The organism is Bradyrhizobium sp. 160 (assembly GCF_023073735.1).
In the GTDB taxonomy this organism is placed as follows: domain Bacteria; phylum Pseudomonadota; class Alphaproteobacteria; order Rhizobiales; family Xanthobacteraceae; genus Bradyrhizobium.
On record NZ_JADPKD010000010.1, the window covers coordinates 16,326 to 35,422 of the forward strand.

General features: G+C 64.7%; 16 protein-coding genes. 7 read left to right on the top strand and 9 right to left on the bottom strand.

Annotation, left to right across the window (positions count from 1 at the left end):
• Positions 1-22: 22 nt before the first annotated feature.
• Positions 23-790, bottom strand: a complete 768-nt coding sequence (locus IVA98_RS05885; RefSeq protein WP_247300690.1) for an SDR family oxidoreductase — start codon at positions 788-790, stop codon at positions 23-25.
• Between the two features lie 11 nt (positions 791-801).
• Positions 802-2,001, bottom strand: coding sequence for a mandelate racemase/muconate lactonizing enzyme family protein (locus IVA98_RS05890; RefSeq protein WP_247300691.1), 1,200 nt, complete (start codon positions 1,999-2,001; stop codon positions 802-804).
• A 172-nt stretch (positions 2,002-2,173) separates the two neighbouring features.
• On the opposite strand from IVA98_RS05890, the gene IVA98_RS05895 reads away from it, so the two are divergent.
• Together IVA98_RS05895 and IVA98_RS05900 are read left to right on the top strand one after the other, a co-directional pair.
• Positions 2,174-2,941: a GntR family transcriptional regulator gene (locus tag IVA98_RS05895; RefSeq protein WP_247300797.1), complete on the top strand. Its 768-nt coding sequence runs from the start codon at positions 2,174-2,176 to the stop codon at positions 2,939-2,941.
• A gap of 24 nt (positions 2,942-2,965) precedes the next feature.
• On the top strand, positions 2,966-4,330 hold the full coding sequence (locus tag IVA98_RS05900; RefSeq protein WP_247300692.1) for an MFS transporter: 1,365 nt from the start codon (positions 2,966-2,968) through the stop codon (positions 4,328-4,330).
• A gap of 181 nt (positions 4,331-4,511) precedes the next feature.
• Here the strand turns inward: IVA98_RS05900 and IVA98_RS05905 are convergent, their stop codons facing one another.
• The 4 genes from IVA98_RS05905 to IVA98_RS05920 all read right to left on the bottom strand — a co-directional run bounded on the left by IVA98_RS05905 (position 4,512) and on the right by IVA98_RS05920 (position 10,262).
• Positions 4,512-5,762: an arsenic transporter gene (locus tag IVA98_RS05905; RefSeq protein WP_247300693.1), complete on the bottom strand. Its 1,251-nt coding sequence runs from the start codon at positions 5,760-5,762 to the stop codon at positions 4,512-4,514.
• A gap of 26 nt (positions 5,763-5,788) precedes the next feature.
• Positions 5,789-7,072 (bottom strand): MFS transporter, encoded by a 1,284-nt coding sequence (locus IVA98_RS05910; RefSeq protein WP_247300694.1) that lies wholly within the window; start codon positions 7,070-7,072, stop codon positions 5,789-5,791.
• An 83-nt stretch (positions 7,073-7,155) separates the two neighbouring features.
• Positions 7,156-7,596 carry an EamA family transporter gene (locus tag IVA98_RS05915; RefSeq protein ID WP_247300695.1) on the bottom strand — a complete coding sequence of 147 codons (441 nt, stop codon included), beginning with the start codon at positions 7,594-7,596 and terminating at the stop codon, positions 7,156-7,158.
• A gap of 188 nt (positions 7,597-7,784) precedes the next feature.
• Positions 7,785-10,262, bottom strand: coding sequence for a PAS domain-containing hybrid sensor histidine kinase/response regulator (locus IVA98_RS05920; RefSeq protein ID WP_247354451.1), 2,478 nt, complete (start codon positions 10,260-10,262; stop codon positions 7,785-7,787).
• A 208-nt stretch (positions 10,263-10,470) separates the two neighbouring features.
• Here IVA98_RS05920 and IVA98_RS05925 point away from each other — a divergent pair, with 208 nt between their 5' ends.
• The 4 genes from IVA98_RS05925 to IVA98_RS05940 all read left to right on the top strand — a co-directional run bounded on the left by IVA98_RS05925 (position 10,471) and on the right by IVA98_RS05940 (position 14,967).
• On the top strand, positions 10,471-11,541 hold the full coding sequence (locus tag IVA98_RS05925; RefSeq protein WP_247300697.1) for a zinc-binding metallopeptidase family protein: 1,071 nt from the start codon (positions 10,471-10,473) through the stop codon (positions 11,539-11,541).
• 187 nt (positions 11,542-11,728) lie between these two features.
• Entirely contained in the window at positions 11,729-13,744 is a 2,016-nt protein-coding gene (locus tag IVA98_RS05930) for an acetyl-CoA carboxylase biotin carboxylase subunit (protein ID WP_247334197.1), read from the top strand.
• 60 nt (positions 13,745-13,804) lie between these two features.
• Positions 13,805-14,671, top strand: coding sequence for an isocitrate lyase/PEP mutase family protein (locus IVA98_RS05935; RefSeq protein WP_247300699.1), 867 nt, complete (start codon positions 13,805-13,807; stop codon positions 14,669-14,671).
• On the top strand, positions 14,668-14,967 hold the full coding sequence (locus tag IVA98_RS05940) for an acylphosphatase (RefSeq protein ID WP_247300700.1): 300 nt from the start codon (positions 14,668-14,670) through the stop codon (positions 14,965-14,967). Before IVA98_RS05935 ends, IVA98_RS05940 begins: the two co-directional genes overlap by 4 nt.
• A 259-nt stretch (positions 14,968-15,226) precedes the next feature.
• Here the strand turns inward: IVA98_RS05940 and IVA98_RS05945 are convergent, their stop codons facing one another.
• Positions 15,227-16,747, bottom strand: a complete 1,521-nt coding sequence (locus IVA98_RS05945) for a PAS domain-containing hybrid sensor histidine kinase/response regulator family protein (RefSeq protein ID WP_247354452.1) — start codon at positions 16,745-16,747, stop codon at positions 15,227-15,229.
• A 157-nt stretch (positions 16,748-16,904) separates the two neighbouring features.
• On the bottom strand, positions 16,905-17,759 hold the full coding sequence (locus tag IVA98_RS05950; RefSeq protein ID WP_247300702.1) for a LysR family transcriptional regulator: 855 nt from the start codon (positions 17,757-17,759) through the stop codon (positions 16,905-16,907).
• 110 nt (positions 17,760-17,869) lie between these two features.
• On the opposite strand from IVA98_RS05950, the gene IVA98_RS05955 reads away from it, so the two are divergent.
• Positions 17,870-18,292: a tautomerase family protein gene (locus tag IVA98_RS05955; RefSeq protein WP_247300703.1), complete on the top strand. Its 423-nt coding sequence runs from the start codon at positions 17,870-17,872 to the stop codon at positions 18,290-18,292.
• A 57-nt stretch (positions 18,293-18,349) separates the two neighbouring features.
• On the opposite strand, the gene IVA98_RS05960 is transcribed toward IVA98_RS05955, so the two are convergent.
• Positions 18,350-19,063: a DNA helicase gene (locus IVA98_RS05960; protein ID WP_247300704.1), complete on the bottom strand. Its 714-nt coding sequence runs from the start codon at positions 19,061-19,063 to the stop codon at positions 18,350-18,352.
• Positions 19,064-19,097: the final 34 nt, after the last annotated feature.

Consider the following 19,097-nt stretch of genomic DNA (forward strand, 5'->3'; position numbering starts at 1 on the left):
TGTTCCTTCAGCGGTTCGCGGGTCACATCGCGGCAATCATGCCGCCGTCGACATAGATGATCTGGCCGTTGACGTAAGTGGAGGCGTCGGAGGCCAGGAAGATCGCCGCGCCGACCAGCTCGTCCGGCTTGCCCCAACGTTTCGACGGGATGCGGCCCATCAGCCAGGTGTTGAAATCGCTGTTGTTGACCAGCGCCTCATTCATGTCGGTCAGCATGTAGCCGGGGCCGATTGCATTGGCCTGGATACCGTGCTGGGCCCATTCCACCGCCATCGAGCGGGTCAGATTTTTGATACCGCCCTTGGCCGCGGTGTAGGGCGCGATGGTCGGGCGCGCGAGCTCGCTCCCGAGCGAGCCGATGTTGATGATCTTGCCGCGCTTGCGTGGGATCATGCGCTTGGCCGCCTCGCGGCCGATCACGAAGGCGCTGGTGAGATTGGTCTCGATCACCTTGCGCCATTCGTCGGTAGTGAACTCGACCAGCGGCTTGCGGTGCTGGATACCGGCATTGTTGACGACGATGTCGACGGCGAGGCCTTGTCTGTCGAAGTCGTTGAAGGCAGCGACGATCGCGGGCTCGTCGGTGACGTTGAATGCGGCGCCTTCGGCCTGATGTCCGGCGCTGCGAAACTCGGCGACGGCCTGCTCGACGCGCTTGGGATCGACGCCGTTGATGATCAGCTTGGCGCCGGCCCCGGCCATGCCTTCGGCAATGGCGCGGCCGAGGCCGCGAGAGGAGCCGGTCACGAGCGCGGTACGGCCGGAAAGGTCGAAGAGGGCGGTGCTCATCTCAGGAATCCTTAGACGTTGGAGCGGCGCACGGTCAGATCGGAGCGGTCGAAGACGGCGGGCAGGAGGTCGACGCCGAGGCCGGGGCCTTCCATCGGATAGACAAAACCGTCCTTGATCATGGGCATGGTGGTGACGAGCTCATTGTACCAGCCCTTGTAGAAGGCGCGCACCGATTCCTGAATCAGCGTATTGGGCTGGCTGAACGACATGTGGATGGCGGCGATGAAGCCGATCGGGCCAATGCAGTCATGCGGTGCGAAAGGCCGGTGATAGGTTTCGGCCATCGCTGCGATCTTGCGCCCCTCGGTAAGGCCGCCGGTCCAGCACAGATCGGCCATCACCACGTGCATGGCGTCGCGGTCGAGCATGTCCTTGTAGGGGAAGCGCGAGCCCAGCGTCTCGCTGGCGCAGACCCAGACATCGGTCGAGCGCGCATATTCGGCCAGCGCCTGCGGCGAGTTCATCCGGATCGGGTCCTCGTACCACGTCGGCTTGTAGGGCTCGAGCGCGCGCGCGATCTGCTTGGCAGTCGGCAGATTCCATAGCGAGTGCAGTTCGACCATGATCTCCATCTTGTCGCCGACAGCTTTGCGGATCTTCTCGAACGGCTCGATCGCCTGCTTCATCTGAGCGGCGGTGATGTAGAGACCTTTGTTTTCCTGGGCGGCGGGATCGAACGGCCAGATCTTCATCGCGGAGATGCCGCTTTCCAGGAGATTTTCGGCGAGCGCGTCGGCGCGATGCATGAAGCCGTCGAGATCTTCGTAAGGTCCCTTGGAGGCGCCGAGATTCCAGTTCGCGACCGGGCTGATATTGGTCGAGCGGACATATTGGGTGCCGGCGCAGGTGTTGTAGATGCGCTGCTTGTCACGGCAGAGGCCGCCGAGCATCTGGTGCACCGGCTGGCCGCAGACCTTGCCGAACAGGTCCCACAGCGCGATGTCGATCGCCGAGGCCGCGCGGTATTCGACGCCGGTCGATGACTGCGCCATCGGCAGGTTCAGCATGTCGCGGTGGATGGCTTCGATGTGCAGGGGATTGCGGCCGAGCAGCCGGCCGGCAAAGGTGTCGTGAATCTGCGCCTCGACCGCGCCCGCGCCGTAGAAGGTCTCGCCGAGCCCGATCATGCCCGCATCGGTGTGGACGCGCACCCAGATGACGTTGGAGAATTCTTCGGTGCGCAGGGTCTCGATCGACGTGATCTTCACGGCAATAATCCTCCCATCGGGCCATAGCGCCGCTTTGTTTGTCATCTCTGCGCCGCCGTTTGCCGGCGGGCCGATGGGCAGTCCTACGCCTGCTTGTAATATTTCACAACATGTTTTAAGTCACAAACAAGGCGCCAGCTCGCAACGAGAGCGCAGGTTGACGGAGGACGACATGGCACGGCGCAAGCGCGCGCTCGAGGTGGTGAGAAGCGACGATGGCGGCGAGGGCAGGCCCTCCCGGCGCAACCGCCTCAACTTCTTCGAGCTGGCCTATCAGCGGATCGAGGAGCTCCTCGTCCACTGCGAGCTCAAGCCGGGCCAGTTCATGACCATGCTGGAATTGCAGCAGATCACTGGTTTCGGCCGCACGCCGGTGCATCACGCCGTCAATCGTCTCTCAGCCGACACGCTCATCATCATTCGTCCGCGGCACGGGCTGCACATCGCCCCGATCGATCTGGCGCGTGAGCGCATGCTGCTGGGCTTACGCCGCGACATGGAGCGCTTCGTGATCCGTCTTGCGGCCGATCGCGCCAGCCTGTCGCATCGCAATCAGGCGCTGCACATCGAGCGCCTGCTGCGCGAGCGCCGCGCCAGCCTGAGCCTCGACGAATTCAACAGCATCGACCGTCGGATCGACGCACTGGTGCTGGAGGCCGCGGGCGAGCCGTTCCTGGTGCACACGCTGCGGCCGCTGCACACGCTGTACCGGCGCATCGGCTACATCCACCACCGCTTCATGCCGGGGCAGACCGAGCTGTCGGGCACGATCGATTGCCATCTCGCCGTTCTCGCTGCGGTCGCCAATCGCCGCGTCGAGGATGCGGTGAAAGCGAGCGATGCCCTGATCGATTACATGGATGCGATATTCACCGGCATGGAGGCGGGGATCGATCCGCGTCTGCTCGATTGCAGCATCGAGCCGCTGCTCGGCGCGTGAGAAAGTTTGAAGAAAGGACCACACATGTCGACGATGGCGATGCCACAACCGAGCGCGAGCGAGGCCGCGGTCCGCTACCTCATCACGAACTACAGTCCCAAAGGCAACAAGGTCGGCTGGCTGATGATGGCCTCGATCCTGGTCGAAGCCTGGGATCTCTATTCGATCGCCTTCGTGCTGATCTTCATCAAGGAGCAGTACAATCCCGATCCGCTGATGCTGGGCCTCGCCGCGGCCGGCACGCAAGGTGGCGCCCTGATCGGTGCGCTGCTCGGCGGCTGGCTGTCTGACAAGATCGGCCGCCGTGTCATGTTCCTGGTCACGATGGTGATGTTCATCGTGCTGGCGCTGGCGCAGGCCTTCGTGCCCAACGTTGCCTGGCTCGTGGTGATCCGCTTCCTGCTCGGCATCCCGCTCGGCTCAGACATCTCGACCGGCTACACCTACATCATGGAATCCATGGCCAAGGGTGAGCGCGAGGTGATGGGCAACCGCTGGCAGTTCATGTTCGCGGTCGGCGAGGTCCTGACCATCGGCGTCATCGTGATCTTCCTGCTGATCGACATGAACCACGAGATGCTGTGGCGCGTCACGCTCGGCCTCGGCGCGGTGCCGGCGCTGATCATCCTGATCATGCGCCACGACGTGCCGGAGACGGCGGTGTGGCTGGTGCAGAAGGGACGCTACCGCGAGGCCAAGCAGGTCGCGCGCGAAATGTTCAACGACAATCTCGACATGCTGCCCGACCGGGACGTCGAGGTGCCGAAGGTCTCGACCCGCGCGTTCCTAGCCGATCTCAAGAAGGATCCGATCCGCTGGCGTGCCACGCTGTATGGCTGGATCGCCTGTTTCGCGCAGGCGAGCGAGTTCTCGACCTTCGCGTTCTACCTGCCGGTGCTGTTCGTCATGGTCGGCGTGTCGAGCGTGCTCGGCAACAATCTGGTGACGATGGGGCTATTCAGCTTCGCCGCTCTGTCGGGGTGGGTCGGGCCGCTGCTGACGCCGAAGATCGGCCATCGCGGCATCGCGATCGCGGGCTTCTCCATCGTGCTGGTGTCACTGCTGGTCGCTGCGTTTGCGCTCTACACGGACAACAAGATGCTGCTGCCGTTCGCCGCGGCCGGCATGCTCTGGGGCCATTATTGGGACGCGTCGAACTGCATGACCATCCCGACCATGGTCGCCCGGCCGCGATACCGCGGCACCGCCAGCGGCTTCGCCTATATGTTCGTGAAGCTGCCGTCGTTCCTGGCGATCTTCCTATTCCCATCGCTGTTCGCGGCGATCGGGCAAGCCAATGCCACCCTGTTCGTCGCAATCTTCCCGGTGATCGGATTGCTGGCTGCGATCTTCATCCTGCCGGAAGTCTACGGCTACGAGAACGACTGACGAAGCGCGACCCGGTCGCGGCGTCATCGCCGCGATCGGGCCGGACGGTCACGGGCTCAAGAAGACGGGATCGATCCCACCTTGTGGCCGAGCGGGCCGATCGTCTGCCGCAGCGTCGCCGGCGGCATTGATCTACCGCAAATAGCTCGCGCCTTATTTCGAAAGCTGCGTCTGACCTTGCTTACCAGATTGCCGCCGCCAATGCTGCGATCAGTGCGGGCGGTGTCACCAGCAGACCGAGCTTGAGGAATGGCCAGGCGCCGACCTCGATCTTCTCGCGCCGGAGCGCAACCAGCCAGAGGATGGTGGCGAGCGAGCCGGTCACCGACAGATTGGGGCCGAGGTCGACGCCGATCAGGATGGCGCTGACGACGGGCGCGGGCAGATGATCACTGGCCGCGACGGAGCCGGCGACAAGGCCGACCGGAAGATTGTTGGCGATGTTGTCGGCGAGCGCGGTGGCAACACCGACGCTCCAGGCGGCCTGCGGGACGGATTGCGCCACCGCTTGGTGCAGCAGCGCGCTGAGCTGCGCGATCACGCCGGTCTTCACCAGCGCCTCCACCATGACAAAGAGCCCGCCGACCAGCGGCAGCACGCTCCAGGAGACGCCGCGCAGCACCGGCATAGGCGATTGACGGTTGATCAACAGCACGGCGGCCGCCGTCGCCGTCCCGCAGACGAACGTCGGCAAGCCCAATTGCAGATCGAGCGCAGAAGCCCAGATCAGCACGATGCCGATGGCGCCGATGCCATAGGCGGTCAATCGGCCGCCGCGTCCGAGTTTCGGGTGAGGGACCCTGGTTTCGATCGTTTCCTCCTTCAACTCGCGGTGCAGCGCAAGGCGCAATGCGACATAGGTGAAGCCGATCGAGGCGAGTGATGGCAGCGCGAACTGATGCAGCCATGCTCCAAGATGCGGCATGTGCTTGCCGAAGACCACGAGATTGGCCGGATTGGAAATCGGCAGCACGAAGCTCGCGGCATTGGCAATGAAGGCGCAGACGAACAGATAGGGCAGCGGCTTGGCGCCGGCCGCGCGGGTGGCGGCGTAAACGGCCGGCGTCAGCACGATCGCGGTCGCGTCGTTCGAGAGCAGCACCGTCACCAGCGTGCCGACGAGATAGATCAGCAGGAACAGCCGCTGCGGAGAGCCGCGTGCATGCTCGACCGCAAAGGCGGCCAGATAGTCGAACAGGCCTTCGAGCCGTGCCAGCTCGGCGATCAGCATCATGCCGATCAGGAACAGATAGACGTCGACACCCTTCTCGATGCCGGTGAGCGCATCGCGCCACGGCAGGAAGCCGAGCAGCACGAGCGCGGCGGCACCGATCGCTGCCCAGATCGCCTCCGGCAGGCGAAAAGGGCGGATGATGACGCCAGCGATCGCAGCGACGATGATGCTCCAGGCCCAGATGGCGTCAGACGGCACGTTTCAGTCCTCAAGGTGAACCAGATCTATTCGGCAGCGATAGCCGATGCGGACGCAGCTGTCTTCCCCCGCGGGCACAGATCGCCGTCTGCGCCTTGCCGCGTCTGCGGTAGAGCGAAGAAGCAGATCACGGCGCCGATCGCCGCCACAGCGCCAAGAGAGATGAACGCTGCGTGGTACCCCGCGCCGACCACGACCAGGCCTGCCAGTGTCGTCGACAGTGCAGCTCCAATGCTCTGGGCGGTGATGACCGCGCCCTGCGCGACGTTGAAGCGGCCGGTGTTGCGCATGAGGTCGGCGACGATAACTGGAAAGATTGCGCCGAAGATGCCGGCGCCCACGCCGTCCAGAAGCTGCACGCCGAGCAGCCAGAACGGATTATCCGAGAGCGCATAGAGGACGCCGCGGATCGGCAGGATCATTAATGCGGCAAGGAAGAAGCGCTTGTGGCCCCAGCTATCAGCCTTGGCGCCCACCAGCATTGCGAACGGCACCATCACGAGTTGCGCGGCGACGATGCAGGCTGACATCAGGCTGGTGCCCATCTTCTTGTCCTGCAGTGCGAGCTTCTGCCCGACCAGAGGCAGCATGGCCGCGTTCGAGAGGTGAAACAGCGCGACGCAGAGCGCGAAGACGAGCAGGGGGCGGCAAGTCAGGAGCACGCCGAGGCCCGAGGGGTGGTCGGGCTGATCGTTCGCGTGAGCGTCGTGCAGCCCGCGAGCAAGATCGTGGTCGATGGCTCGTTCGGGGATTGCGACAATGCTGGCGAGGCTCGCAATCGCCATGGCGCCGAGCAGGTAGAACACGACGGTCGGGCCGAACCAGTAGGCGAGTACGCCTGCCAGACCCGCAGCGACAGCGTTGCCGGCATGGTTGAAGGTCTCGTTACGACCGATCCGCCGAGTAAAAGCGGCATGGCCGAAGATGCCGAGCGAGACGGCGGCGATTGCGGGCGGAAAGATGACAGCGGCGGCCTGGGCAATCCCCTGCGAGATCGCGACCGGCCCGAAGTCCGGAAACAACGGCAGCGATAGCGAGGCAAGGGTCACCATAATGGCGGCTATCACCATCGCGAGCCGCTTCTTCCGCGTTGCATCGACCAGCGCACCTGCCGGCGTCTGCGCTACGATGCCGGCCATCGTTGCAATCGACATCACGAGCCCGATGCGCGCCTCGTCCCAGCGCTGCTCGGTGAGGAGATAGATGGCGAGATAGGGCCCGAGCCCGTCGCGGACGTCGGCGAGGAAGAAATTGGCCGCATCGAGCGCGCGGCCAGCTCGCCTCGTTTGATCGGAGTTTGCGCTCGACATCGGATCTCTCGGCCGAAGCTCAAAGTGGCCCCGGCAGCAACCTTCGTGTTGTCGGCCGGGTTCCGCGGATCACGCCGGGCTCCTCAAAACTTGACCGCGAGCAGCACCGCGCCGCCGCCGATCATGGCAATGCCAAGCCAGCCCTGCGCCGTCGGGCGCTCGCCGAGAAAAGCGAAGGCGAACAGCGCGACCAAGACGACGCTGAGCTTGTCGATCGGCGCGACCAGCGTTGCGGGCCCGAGCTTCAACGCACGGAAATAGCACAGCCAGGACGCGCCGGTCGCAAGCCCGGAGAGCACCAGGAATAACCAGGTTCTCGACGAGACCGCTGAGGGCGTGGCGAACTGGCCGGTGCAGAGCAGCAGCACCGATAAAGCGAGCAGGACCACGATGGTGCGGATGAGAGTGGCGAGGTCCGGATTGATGTTCTCGACGCCGACCTTGGCAAAGATCGCGGTCAGCGCGGCAAAGCAGGCGGAGAGGATCGCCCAGGTCTGCCAGGCGGAGAGGAGCGCGGGTTTCATGAGGGTCTTTACGTGTGGCGGCTGATCATCGGTGTGCGGGCAATTGCAGCCTAACACTCAAATGTCGTCTCGGCGAAGGCCGCGACCCATAAGCACGAAAAGGTGTTTGGGCGAAGAGCGAAATTGCGTGCGCCACAAGGGAAATTGCGCGGTATGGATGCCGGCTTTCGTTGGACGACGAGAGAGACTCACCTTGCCATCGACAGCTTCTCCGTGATCGCCTTGCGCAGGATGCGCGAGAGCGATTCCACCGAATACGGCTTCTGGATCAGCTCGAAGCCGCGATGGGCGTTCTCGGCGAGTACGTTGCTGTAGCCAGAAGTGAGCACGACGGGCAGACCCGGATAGTGCTCGCGGATGATGCCGGCAAGCTCGACGCCGTTCATGCCGGGCATGATGACGTCGGAGAAGACGAGGTCCACGGCGAATTCGTTCTCGCCGAGGATGGTCAGCGCCGCATTGGCGTTGGCGATGCGGCGGACGACATAGCCGAGATCCTCCAGCAACTCGGTGGAGAAGCGGCCGACTTCGTCGTCGTCCTCGACCACGAGGACGCGATAGCCGCGCCCGGTGGCCGCCGCCTCATAGGTCAGTGCGGCTGCTTCCTTGTCCGTTACAGGGCTTTGCGCCCGCGGCAGATAGATGGTGAAGGTCGCGCCTTTGCCTTGCGCGCTCGTCACCGCGATGTCGCCCTTGGATTGTTTTGCGAAGCCGAAGGCTTGGCTGAGGCCGAGTCCCGTGCCCTTGCCGACCTCCTTGGTGGTGAAGAAGGGCTCAAAGATCGAGTCGAGATGTTCCGGCGCGATGCCGCGGCCGGTGTCGCTGACCGAGATGGCGATGTAGTCGCCGCCGCGCGGCGATTGTGCGCGCAGGCTTGGAATGCCCTCGACCTTGCGCACCGCGATGATGAGGCGGCCTTCGCCATCCATGGCGTCGCGGGCGTTGACGGCGAGATTGATCAGCGCGGTCTCGAACTGGGCGATGTCGGCCAGGGTGAAGCAGCCGGCATCCTCAATCTCGACCGCGATGTCGATGCGGCCCCCGACCAGCGGCCGGATCAGTTGCGCGATGCTCTCGACCTGGCTGCCGACATCGAAGATCTGCGGCTTGAGCGGCTGCCGCCGCGCGAATGCCAGCAGCTGCGCCGTCAGTTTGGAGGCGCGCTCGACCGTCTCGGAAATGGCGTCGACATAGCGGCGGCGGCGCTCCTCCGGCAGCTCGCGGCGTCGCAGGAAGTCGGTCGCCGAACGGATGATGGTGAGGAGATTGTTGAAGTCGTGCGCGACGCCGCCGGTAAGCTGGCCGATCGCCTCCATCTTCTGCGACTGCCTTAGCGCTTCCTCGCCGCGCCGGCGCTCGGTGATGTCGACGGCCTCTGGCACGGCACCGGTGATGTTGCCATGGCGATCGAGCACCGGACGCATGCCGAAGTCGAAATCGCGCTCGCCGATGGGAAGATGCAGGCGCATCTCTAGCCGCACGGCTTCGCCCTTGAGTACCCTGTCGAAGGCCTCTCGCACCGCAGCACTCATGCCGCTCGTGCCGGTGAACCAGGGCGTCTCCCACAACGGCTTTCCGATCACGTCCGATGAATTCGCCTTGATGCCGGCGAGCGCGGTCTTGTTGGCGTAAAGCAATTCGCCCCTGAGATTGACGAGGCCCTGATATTGGTTGCTGGTCTCCAGGATCGCACGCAGCCGCGCCTCGTTGGCTTCGAGCTCCGCGGTGCGCTGGGCGATGCGCTCTTCCAGCGTCTCGTTGAGCTGCCGGAGCTCGATCTCGGCCTGCTTGGCCGCGGTGATGTCGTGGGCGACGCCGATGAAGCCGATATGCTTGCCGGTCGGATCCCAGCGCGGCTGCGATTCCGAGCGCAGCCAGCGCCATTCGCCCTTGGCGTTCTTGTAGCGCGCTTCCAGCACGAACGGTTTTAGCGAAGCTTCGCCCTGGACGGATTGCTGCAGCACGTGCGGCAGGTCGTCCGGATGCAGCACCTTGCGCCAGTCGAAATCAATGGCCTGATCGTAGGGCAGGCCGACGAAATCGACATAGGCCTGGTTGGCGAAGGACCGCTTGCGGTCGAGCTTGGTCACCCAGATCGGCACTGGCGCGCTGTCGGCAATCAGCCGAAAGCGCTCCTCGCTCTCGCGCAGCGTCTCGCGCGCGAGTATCTGGTCGGTGATGTCGATATGGGCGCCGACGAGCCGAATGGCGCGGCCGTCCCTGTCGCGCTCGATCTTGGCGACGACCCGGATCCAGCGGGTCTCGCCGTCGCTGGGACGGATGATGCGGTATTCGGCGGTGTAGTCTTGGCTCGTTCCGGCGAGAGCCTCGAAGAAATGGCTGACGGTCGCGTCGCGGTCCTCGGGATGGATGCGGTTGACCCAGTCCTCGTGCGTTTCGTCCGTGGCTTCCGGAGGCAGCCCGTGGATCATCAGATATTCGGGCGAACGGCGGTTCTTGAACCCTTCGCGGAAGTCGACCTCGACGCCTCCGACCTTGCCGATGCGCTGGATGCGTGCGAGCTCGGCCTCGCGCTCCTGAAGCGCGCGATAGGCGTTGTCGCGCTCGCGCGCGACGTCCTCGAGGTGCTGGCGCAGCCTCTCGGCAGCGAGGGTCTCGGGCAAAGGATCGGTCAAGGCGTCGGCCGTTGTCATGCGGGTGCGCACGTGCCGGACCGATATTCACACAGACGGAGCGTGATGGCCATCGCCTAGACGGAATATGCAGGTAAGGCGGGCGCAGGATGACGGAGGATATCAACGAACGCCTCCGCCGGCTATTTGTTCCTGAGGTTGGAACGATGGGTCCTCTGCGCGCCTATCTGCGAGGCGCCACAACTCATTCACAAGCCTTTCTTTCCGAAGAGGCTAAATCTTGAAGCTCTTTGTCTGCCAGGCCTGCGGCAACGTCCTGTATTTCGAGAACCGCGCTTGCGAGCGCTGCGGCCACCGCGTCGCCTTCCTGCCGGAGAAGGAGACGATGTCGGCGATGGAGCCCGACGGGGAGGCCTGGAGGACGCTGGCCGATAAGGGCGAAAGCCGCATGCTGTGCCGTAATGCCGAATACGATTCCTGCAACTGGCTGACGGATACGGGTGACGGCACGGGCTATTGCCGCGCCTGCCGTCACAACGGCATCGTGCCGGATCTGGCGGATCCGGCACAGCTCGCCGGCTGGCGCGAGCTGGAGGTGGCGAAGCACCGGCTGTTTTATTCCCTGATCCGCTGGAAGCTGCCACTTCAGACCCGGCAGGACAATCCCGCGCATGGGCTGATCTTCAATTTCCTCGCCGACGATCCGCACAGCGGAGAGAAGATCATGACCGGCCATGACAACGGGCTGATCACGATCGCGCTCACCGAGGCCGACGACCTCGCGCGCGAGCGGCGCAGGCTCGAGATGGGCGAGCCCTACCGGACGCTGCTCGGGCATTTCCGCCACGAGGTCGGGCATTATTTCTGGGACGTGCTGGTGCGCGACGGCGGCAAGCTAGACCAATTCCGCGCCATGTTCGGCGACGATTCGGCCGATTACGGCCAGGCCCTGCAACGTCATTATGCCGAAGGCGCGCCGCCGAATTGGCAGCAGAACTACGTCTCGGCTTATGCGACGATGCATCCGTGGGAGGACTTCGCGGAGACCTGGGCGCACTATCTCCACATCGTCGACACGCTGGAGATGGCCGCCGAGTTCGGCATGGAGGTACGCCCCAAGGTCGACCGCGACGGGGAGCTGACGGCGCGCATCCGTTTCGACCCCTACGAGGCCCGGGATGTGGAAGCGCTGGTCAACGCATGGCTGCCCTTCACCTTCGCCATGAACAGCGTCAACCGCGCCATGGGCCTGCGCGACCTCTATCCCTTCATCCTGTCGCCCGCGGTGGTCGCCAAGCTTGGCTTGGTTCACAGCCTCGTGCGGGACGCGGCCAAGGCCGGGAAGCCGTAGGTGGTGCCAGGGCCAGCCGGCTCGTTGCGCAAGCCCATTGCGGTCTTGCGCTGGTACGCCAGAGGGGAGGGATTTAGACCGTTGCCTCCGGCCCATTTTGATGTACCACGGGAGCCACACGGCCCGTTTCCCATAGGCCAACGGCCAGGAAAGGGGTCCCCGCCCAAGGTCGAGACTCAAGAAAAGCATGTTCAAACGCATTCTGATCGCCAATCGCGGCGAAATCGCCTGCCGGGTCATCAAGACTGCCCGCCGGATGGGAATTCAGACGGTTGCGGTCTATTCGGAGGCCGACCGCGATGCCCTCCATGTTGAGATGGCCGACGAGGCCGTGCTGATCGGCCCACCCGCTGCGGCCGAGAGCTATTTGGTGATCGAGAAGATCGTGGACGCCTGCCGCAAGACCGGCGCGGAGGCGGTGCATCCCGGCTACGGCTTCCTGTCCGAGCGCGAGGCGTTTCCGCGCGCACTGGAGGCGGCCGGCATCGTCTTCATCGGCCCGAACCCCGGCGCGATCGCGGCGATGGGTGACAAGATCGAATCCAAGAAGGCGGCGGCCAAGGCCAAGGTATCGACCGTGCCGGGCTATCTCGGCGTCATCGAGGACGACAAGCACGCGGTCCGCATTGCCGACGAGATCGGCTATCCCGTCATGATCAAGGCCTCCGCCGGCGGCGGCGGCAAGGGCATGCGCATCGCGCACTCCAGGAGCGAGGTCGCCGAGGGCTTCAATCTCGCCAAGGCCGAGGCCAAGGCCTCGTTCGGCGACGACCGCGTCTTCGTCGAAAAATTCATCGTTGATCCCCGCCACATCGAGATCCAGGTGCTGGGCGACAAGCACGGCAACGTGATCTATCTCGGCGAGCGTGAATGCTCGATCCAGCGCCGCAACCAGAAGGTCATCGAGGAAGCACCGTCGCCGCTGCTGGACGAGGAAACCCGCCGCAAGATGGGCGAGCAGGCCGTCGCGCTGGCGAAAGCCGTGAACTACGATTCCGCCGGCACCGTCGAGTTCGTCGCAGGGCAGGACAAGAGCTTCTACTTCCTGGAGATGAACACGCGCCTCCAGGTCGAGCATCCCGTTACCGAACTCGTGACCGGAATCGATCTCGTCGAGCAGATGATCCGCGTTGCCGCCGGCGAGAAGCTCGCCATTGCGCAGAAGGACGTCACGCTGACCGGCTGGGCGGTTGAATCGCGCCTCTATGCCGAAGATCCGTTTCGCAACTTCCTGCCTTCGATCGGGCGCCTGGTGAAATATCGCCCGCCGGCGGAAGCCAGCAAAGATGGTATCACCGTGCGCAACGACACCGGCGTCCAGGAGGGCGGCGAGATATCGATCCATTACGATCCGATGATCGCCAAGCTGGTCACCCATGCGCCCTCGCGCGCGGCCGCGATCGAGGCGCAGGCGACAGCGCTGGATTCCTTCTATGTCGACGGTATCAGGCACAACATCCCGTTCCTGTCCGCGCTGATGCACCATCCGCGCTGGCGCGAAGGACGGCTCTCCACCGGCTTCATCGCCGAGGAGTTTCCCAAGGGCTTTGCGGTGCGCGTGCCCGAAGGCGAGGTCGCGCGGCGGATCGCTGCGGTCGGCGCCGCCATCGATCACGTGTTAGGGGAGCGCAAGCGGCAGATCTCGGGCCAGATGGGCGGCCGCATCGTGCAGCGCGAGCGGCGTCGCGCAGTCTGGCTCGATCGCCAGGAGATCCTGCTGGAGGTCGCGCGCGAGGGCGAAGCAATCGCGGTGCGTTTTGTCGATGCCGACGGCAAGGCCGGCAATGCGCATCTGCTGCAATCGCCGTGGAAGCCCGGCGATCCGGTCTGGCAGGGCACCATCGATGGACAGGTCGTTGCGGTGCAGGCGAGGCCGATTGCGAACGGCATCCGCCTCGCGCATCAAGGCGTCGAGGTGCCGGTCTATGTCTGGACCGAAGCGGAAGCCGCTTCCGCCCGGCTGATGCCGGTGACGACTGCTTCCGACAGCGGCAAGAAGCTGCTCTGTCCGATGCCGGGCCTCGTGGTCTCGATCGCCGTGAACGAAGGACAGGAGGTCAAGGCCGGCGAGACGCTCGCCGTCGTCGAAGCCATGAAGATGCAGAACGTGCTGCGCGCCGAGCAGGACGGCACCGTGAAGAAGATCCACGCCAGCGCCGGCGCGACACTCGCGGTGGACGCGCTGATTTTGGAGTTTGCGTGAAGCGCGCCGGAGCGCAACGCCAGACGCTCTTCAAGATGAGGAATTGAGAGTGAGGCAACCATGGCCTTTCGTTCCCGCCGCGAGAAACTGCGATCGATCCTGTCGGGCTCGGCTTGCGTCCATCCCGGCTCGGTCTACGACGCCATCTCGATCCGCATTGCCGAGGACCTCGGCTTTCCGCTCGGCATGTTCGGCGGTTCGGTGGCCTCGCTCGCCGTGCTCGGCGATCCCGACGTCACGCTGATCACGCTGACCGAGCTTGCCGAACAGACGCGGCGGATTTCGCGCGCCTCCGCGCTCCCCGTTCTCGTCGATGCCGATCACGGCTATGGCAACGCGCTGAACGTGCGCCGCACGGTGCAGGAGTTGGAGACGGCGGGGGCTGCCGGCCTCACCATCGAGGACACGCTGCTGCCGGCGGCGTTCGGCGAGGCGAAGACGCAACTGATCCCGCTCGAGGAAGGCGTCGGCAAGATGAAGGCGGCGCTCGACGGCCGCAGCGATCCCTCGCTCGTCATCATGGGTCGCACGGGAGCTGCCTCGATCACGTCCATCGAAGATGCGATCCGGCGCGCAATGGCCTATGAAGCCGCCGGCGTTGACGCGCTGTTCTTCACCGGCATCAGGTCGCGCGCGGAACTTGCGGCCATCGCATCCGCCACGCACCTGCCGCTCGTGCTCGGCGGCGCGCCGGAGGAATTGAACGCAACCCACTATCTCGAGAGCCAACGCGTGCGCATCGCGCTGCAGGGCCATGCGCCGATCGCGGCTGCAACGCAGGCAGTGTACGAGACTCAGAAGGCGTTGCGTGAGGGCACGGCACCGAAAGCGCTGAAGGGATTGCCCACATCGGAACTGACCAGCCGCGTCATGCGCGAGGCCGATGTGAAGGCACGCAGCGCCGACTTTCTTGGACTGAGAAAATGAACCGGGCGATCCTCCAGGTGGTGGTCCGTGGCCGCGTCCAGGGCGTCGGCTACCGCGCCTGGATCGAATCCCAGGCGGCTGCATGCGGTCTCGAAGGCTGGGTGCGCAACCGCCGTGACGGCAGCGTCGAAGCGCTGTTCGCGGGCACGCCCAAGCACGTCGCCGACATGGTCGCGCTGTGCCGCCACGGCCCGCCGTCCTCGCGCGTCGACAGCGTCACCAGCGAGACCGCCGGTGCCGATGAGCTGAACCTGCGCCGCGCAGGGGAGGCGTTTTCGGTGTTGCCGACGGTGTAGGTGTGCTCCGGCTCCCTGGTTGCGGCAGGCTTTCGCATTGGAGAGCGTTTCCCTGCGGCATCCTTCGAGACGCCCGCTTAGGCGGGCTCCTTCAGGATGAGGACGGAGTGCGCGGCAGCAGTTTCAACGAGTACCGAAGCCGATTAGCCTCATCCTGGGAGGAGACTGCGCAGCGGTCCTCTCGAAGGACGAGGCGCGCGCTCAGAACGCCGCCAAGCGTGAATGCGATTGCCCTGCCGCAAGCGGGAGAGGTGAGCAATCACCGCGGCAGCTTGGCGATCGCCTCGCTGAGCTCGTGGATCTCGTAGGGCTTGCGCAGGATCGGGAAATCGCCGCGCACGCCGGCGGCGACCTCGCTATAGCCGGTGGCGAGCAGGATCGGCAGGCCGGGCCGGATCTGGCGCAGGTGCTGGGCGAGGCCGAGCCCGTCCATCTTGCCGGGCATGACGATGTCCGAGAAGACGAAGTCGACGCCGTTCTTCTCGATCTCGAGCAGCGCAGCTTCGGCATCGGCGACCCTGCGCACGCTGTAGCCGAGCTGTTCCAGCAGGCCAACGCTGACGGAAGCGACGTCCGGATTGTCCTCGACCAGCAGCACCGTGCCGCTGCCGCGGAACGATGATGCTCCCGCCGGCTCGCGCGATGGCGCGTCGTCCGCGCGCGGCAGCAGGATGGTGAAAGTGGTCCCCTTGCCAAGCTCGCTGGCGACCTTGATCGTGCCGCCCGCCTGGTGGGCAAAGCCGTGCACCTGGGATAGGCCGAGCCCGGTGCCTTTTCCGATCGGCTTGGTCGTGAAGAACGGCTCGAAGATCTTGTCGAGGACGTCATCGGGAATGCCGAACCCGGTATCGCTGACGTCGATCGCAACAAAGTTGCCGGCGAGCGGGGGCTCATGGAGTACGACATTGTGCGCACCGATCGTCACCGTGCCCCCGTCCGGCATCGCGTCGCGGGCATTGATGACGAGGTTGAGCAGCGCGGTCTCGAGTTCGGAGACGTCGGTCTTGATCGGCCACACTTCGCCGCTGATGTCGAAGACCAGACGCACGGAGCTGCCGACGCCGGCATCGAGCACCTCGCGGATCGCCGCGATACGCTCGGCGAAGTCGACCGCCTGCGGATTGACGCTCTGTCGCCGTGCGAAGGTGAGAAGCTGGTTGGTCAGCGCCGCGCCGCGCTTGGTGGCGGTCTCGATGGCCGAGATCGCGCGCTGAACCTTGGCCTTGTCGTCAGTGCCCCTCTTCAACATGTGGAGGCTGCCGCTGATGATCATCAGGAGATTGTTGAAATCGTGAGCCACCCCTCCGGTGAGCTGGCCGAGCGCATCGAACTTCTGGGATTCGGCGAGCTGCTTCTGCATCACCTCGAGCTTGAGCTGCGTATTGCGGCGTTCGGTGATGTCGCGCGTGATCTTGGCGAAGCCGACCAGCTCGCCGTCCTCATAGATCGGATCGATCACGACGCTCGCCCAGAAGAACGTGCCGTCTTTGCGGACACGCCAGCCTTCCTCCTCGTAGCGGCCCTTTTCCCGCGCGATGCCCAGTGCCCGCGCCGGTTTGCCGTTGGCGCGGTCGGTCTCGGTGTAGAAGCGCGAAAAATGCTGGCCGAGGATCTCCCCGGGCGAGTAGCCCTTGATGCGCTCGCCGCCGATATTCCAGCTCGTGATGATCCCGCTGGGGTCGAGCATGTAAAGGGCGTAGTCGGCAACGCCTTCAACCAACAGCCGGAAACTGCGTTCGCTCTCGAACAAGTCTCTCTGCTGACCAGACTTTTTAACCATTCCGGACCCCGCCTCGACGGGGGCAAACGCCGCAGCCGCCGGATGGTTCCCCCAATCTGGGACATTTTTAGGCAAACATCGCGGGCCGTATGCAGATCGGCAGCCGCTTACGAGACGCGGCGCAGCGCGTTCGAGGCGATCTTGTGAGCGTTCGGCCTCAAGCCGTTGTGCCGCTCCGGAACGTCGCCGCCACTGCACGCAGCGCCGTAAGCTTGGCGGGATCGCTGACCTTCGAATGCAGCATCACCTTCGAGCTGCCGAGTTTCGGCAATTTGTGTGCCGGCCCGATGTCGACCAGCCCGGGAGGCGCAATCCGCCGCGCCAATGGCGCGACCGCAAGGCCGGCAAGGGCGGCCGCGACGGCCGCCGTGACGCCACCGCCGACGAAGCGCTCGCGCCAAGCGATGCCGGCCTTGTCGAGTGCGCGCACGGCAACGGCGCGGACGCCGCAGGGCGGGGCGAGCGTCGCAAGCGGCAACGGCTCACCCTTCGGCAGCGTGAAGCGTCTTGCGGCGAACCAGCCGAACTCGTCCTCGGTCAATTTTTCGCCGCCGCGACGGCTGCCCTCCTGGCGCACGATCACCGCATCGAGGCGCCCCGCGTCATAGGCATCCTGCATCTCGCGCGAGAAGCCGATGGTGACGGCGAGGGTGAGATTCGCAGACATCGCGTGCAGGCGTTCGAGCAGCGGGACGAGTTCGGGCCCCGCCGCATGGTCGGAGATGCCGAGCGAGAGCGTCTGTGCGACTGAAGCCTCACCTGACAGCGCCCGGTCATGCGCCTCCATCAGCGCGCGGGCACGATCGCGGAACGCGGCGCCGTCGGCGGTGAGCCGGACCGCGCGCGGCGAGCGTTCGACGAGGCGCTTTCCGAGCAGCGTCTCCAGCCGCTGCAGCTTCAGGCTGACGGCCGCCTGTGTCGTGCCGAGCGCCTCCGCGGCGCGGGTGAAGCTCTGGAGCTCGGCGACCAGCAGGAAGGCCCGGACGGTGGCGATGTCGAGGACGGTTGTCATCACAATTCATTATCATTGATATCATCACGGATAAGCTACCAACATGACGAGGGGAGGTCTAGCTTCTCCTTAACGCCGCGCGACCTGCGCGGCTCCGAAGGAGAACATCCATGCCCCTGATCACCGTGTCCTACACCACGTCCCGCCAGTCGCCCTCGCTGAAGGCCGACATTGCGAACGCCGTATCCGAGCTCACCGCAAAGATCCTGCACAAGGATCCCAAGGTGACTGCCATCATCGTGAAATCGGTCGATGCAAGCGACTGGTTCGCCGGCGGCAAGTCGCTGGCCGAGCAGAAGCTTGCGAGTTACTGGATCGACATCCACGTCAGCGAAGGCACCAACACCAAGGACGAGAAGGCGGCCTATCTCGCTGCCATGTTCAAGTGCATGGTCGAGCTTTTGGGCCCGCTGCATCCCGAGACCTATCTGCACGTCGACGAGGTGAAGGGCGATGCCTACGGCTTCGGCGGCCTCACTCAGGAGCGCCGCTACATCGCCGGCAAGCTCGAGGTCCCGCTCAAGGCGGCGTGATGCCGGAGGCCGCGGGTGACGATCTCACCCGCGGCCCGGATCGGACATGGAGGATGATCAGTTCGCGAGCCGGAGCTGAACTTCGGAATTGTTCAGAAAGCACAACTTGTCGAACAGATTCAGGTCCAGCGGATTCGGCAGCCTGACATCGCCAAGATCGGGGCATGGCTTGGCTGAGGGGTCATAGGATCGATTGATCTGCGAAATGAAGATGACGGCCAATCCCCTGTCGCGTGCGAACGATTTCAGTGCGCGCACCTGAACGGAGAGGTCCGGGTTGTCCCGCCTCTGATCGAGCAATTGCAGATAGTCTATCACCACGACCGTGCCGCAGGGAGCTGCGGCCATTTGCTTGACGACGTGGTCGGCGCTGATGGCGTCGGAGCAATCGATCTCGAACAGCCTGTCGAACTGTGCGGGGTCCACGCCGATCGCGCGGAGGCGGTCCAGAACCTCTTGCTCGGTATATTCGAGCGAGAAGAACGCAGCGCGATGGCCGGACCGCATTGCCTCCACCGCAAGCTCGAGGCTCATCAGGGTTTTGCCGTGACCAGGACGGGCGCCGACCAGCACCAGGTCGCCCGGCCGTAGTTGCGCAAATAGCCTGTTGGCTGGCGTCACCGCCGCCGCCTTCGCAGCGAGCATGCTCCAGGCCGAAAACCCCTCCGTCGCAGCGATGCGGTCAAGCGCCTCGTGAAGCGGAATGCCTCGCTCGCGGGACATGCGTTTCGCCTTGCGCTTCAGATGATAGACCGGCGCAGATAGTTTCATCGCGAGACCTCCCATTGCGAGCATGATCGCAACC

Excerpts from the sequence above, each read along its gene's own strand:
- IVA98_RS05885 (WP_247300690.1), bottom strand. The coding sequence starts at position 790 with ATGAGCACCGCCCTCTTCGACCTTTCCGGCCGTACCGCGCTCGTGACC.
- IVA98_RS05895 (WP_247300797.1), top strand. The coding sequence starts at position 2,174 with ATGGCACGGCGCAAGCGCGCGCTCGAGGTGGTGAGAAGCGACGATGGC.
- IVA98_RS05900 (WP_247300692.1), top strand. The coding sequence starts at position 2,966 with ATGTCGACGATGGCGATGCCACAACCGAGCGCGAGCGAGGCCGCGGTC.
- IVA98_RS05910 (WP_247300694.1), bottom strand. The coding sequence starts at position 7,072 with ATGTCGAGCGCAAACTCCGATCAAACGAGGCGAGCTGGCCGCGCGCTC.
- IVA98_RS05915 (WP_247300695.1), bottom strand. The coding sequence starts at position 7,596 with ATGAAACCCGCGCTCCTCTCCGCCTGGCAGACCTGGGCGATCCTCTCC.
- IVA98_RS05930 (WP_247334197.1), top strand. The coding sequence starts at position 11,729 with ATGTTCAAACGCATTCTGATCGCCAATCGCGGCGAAATCGCCTGCCGG.
- IVA98_RS05935 (WP_247300699.1), top strand. The coding sequence starts at position 13,805 with ATGGCCTTTCGTTCCCGCCGCGAGAAACTGCGATCGATCCTGTCGGGC.
- IVA98_RS05940 (WP_247300700.1), top strand. The coding sequence starts at position 14,668 with ATGAACCGGGCGATCCTCCAGGTGGTGGTCCGTGGCCGCGTCCAGGGC.
- IVA98_RS05945 (WP_247354452.1), bottom strand. The coding sequence starts at position 16,747 with ATGGTTAAAAAGTCTGGTCAGCAGAGAGACTTGTTCGAGAGCGAACGC.
- IVA98_RS05950 (WP_247300702.1), bottom strand. The coding sequence starts at position 17,759 with ATGACAACCGTCCTCGACATCGCCACCGTCCGGGCCTTCCTGCTGGTC.
- IVA98_RS05955 (WP_247300703.1), top strand. The coding sequence starts at position 17,870 with ATGCCCCTGATCACCGTGTCCTACACCACGTCCCGCCAGTCGCCCTCG.
- IVA98_RS05960 (WP_247300704.1), bottom strand. The coding sequence starts at position 19,063 with ATGAAACTATCTGCGCCGGTCTATCATCTGAAGCGCAAGGCGAAACGC.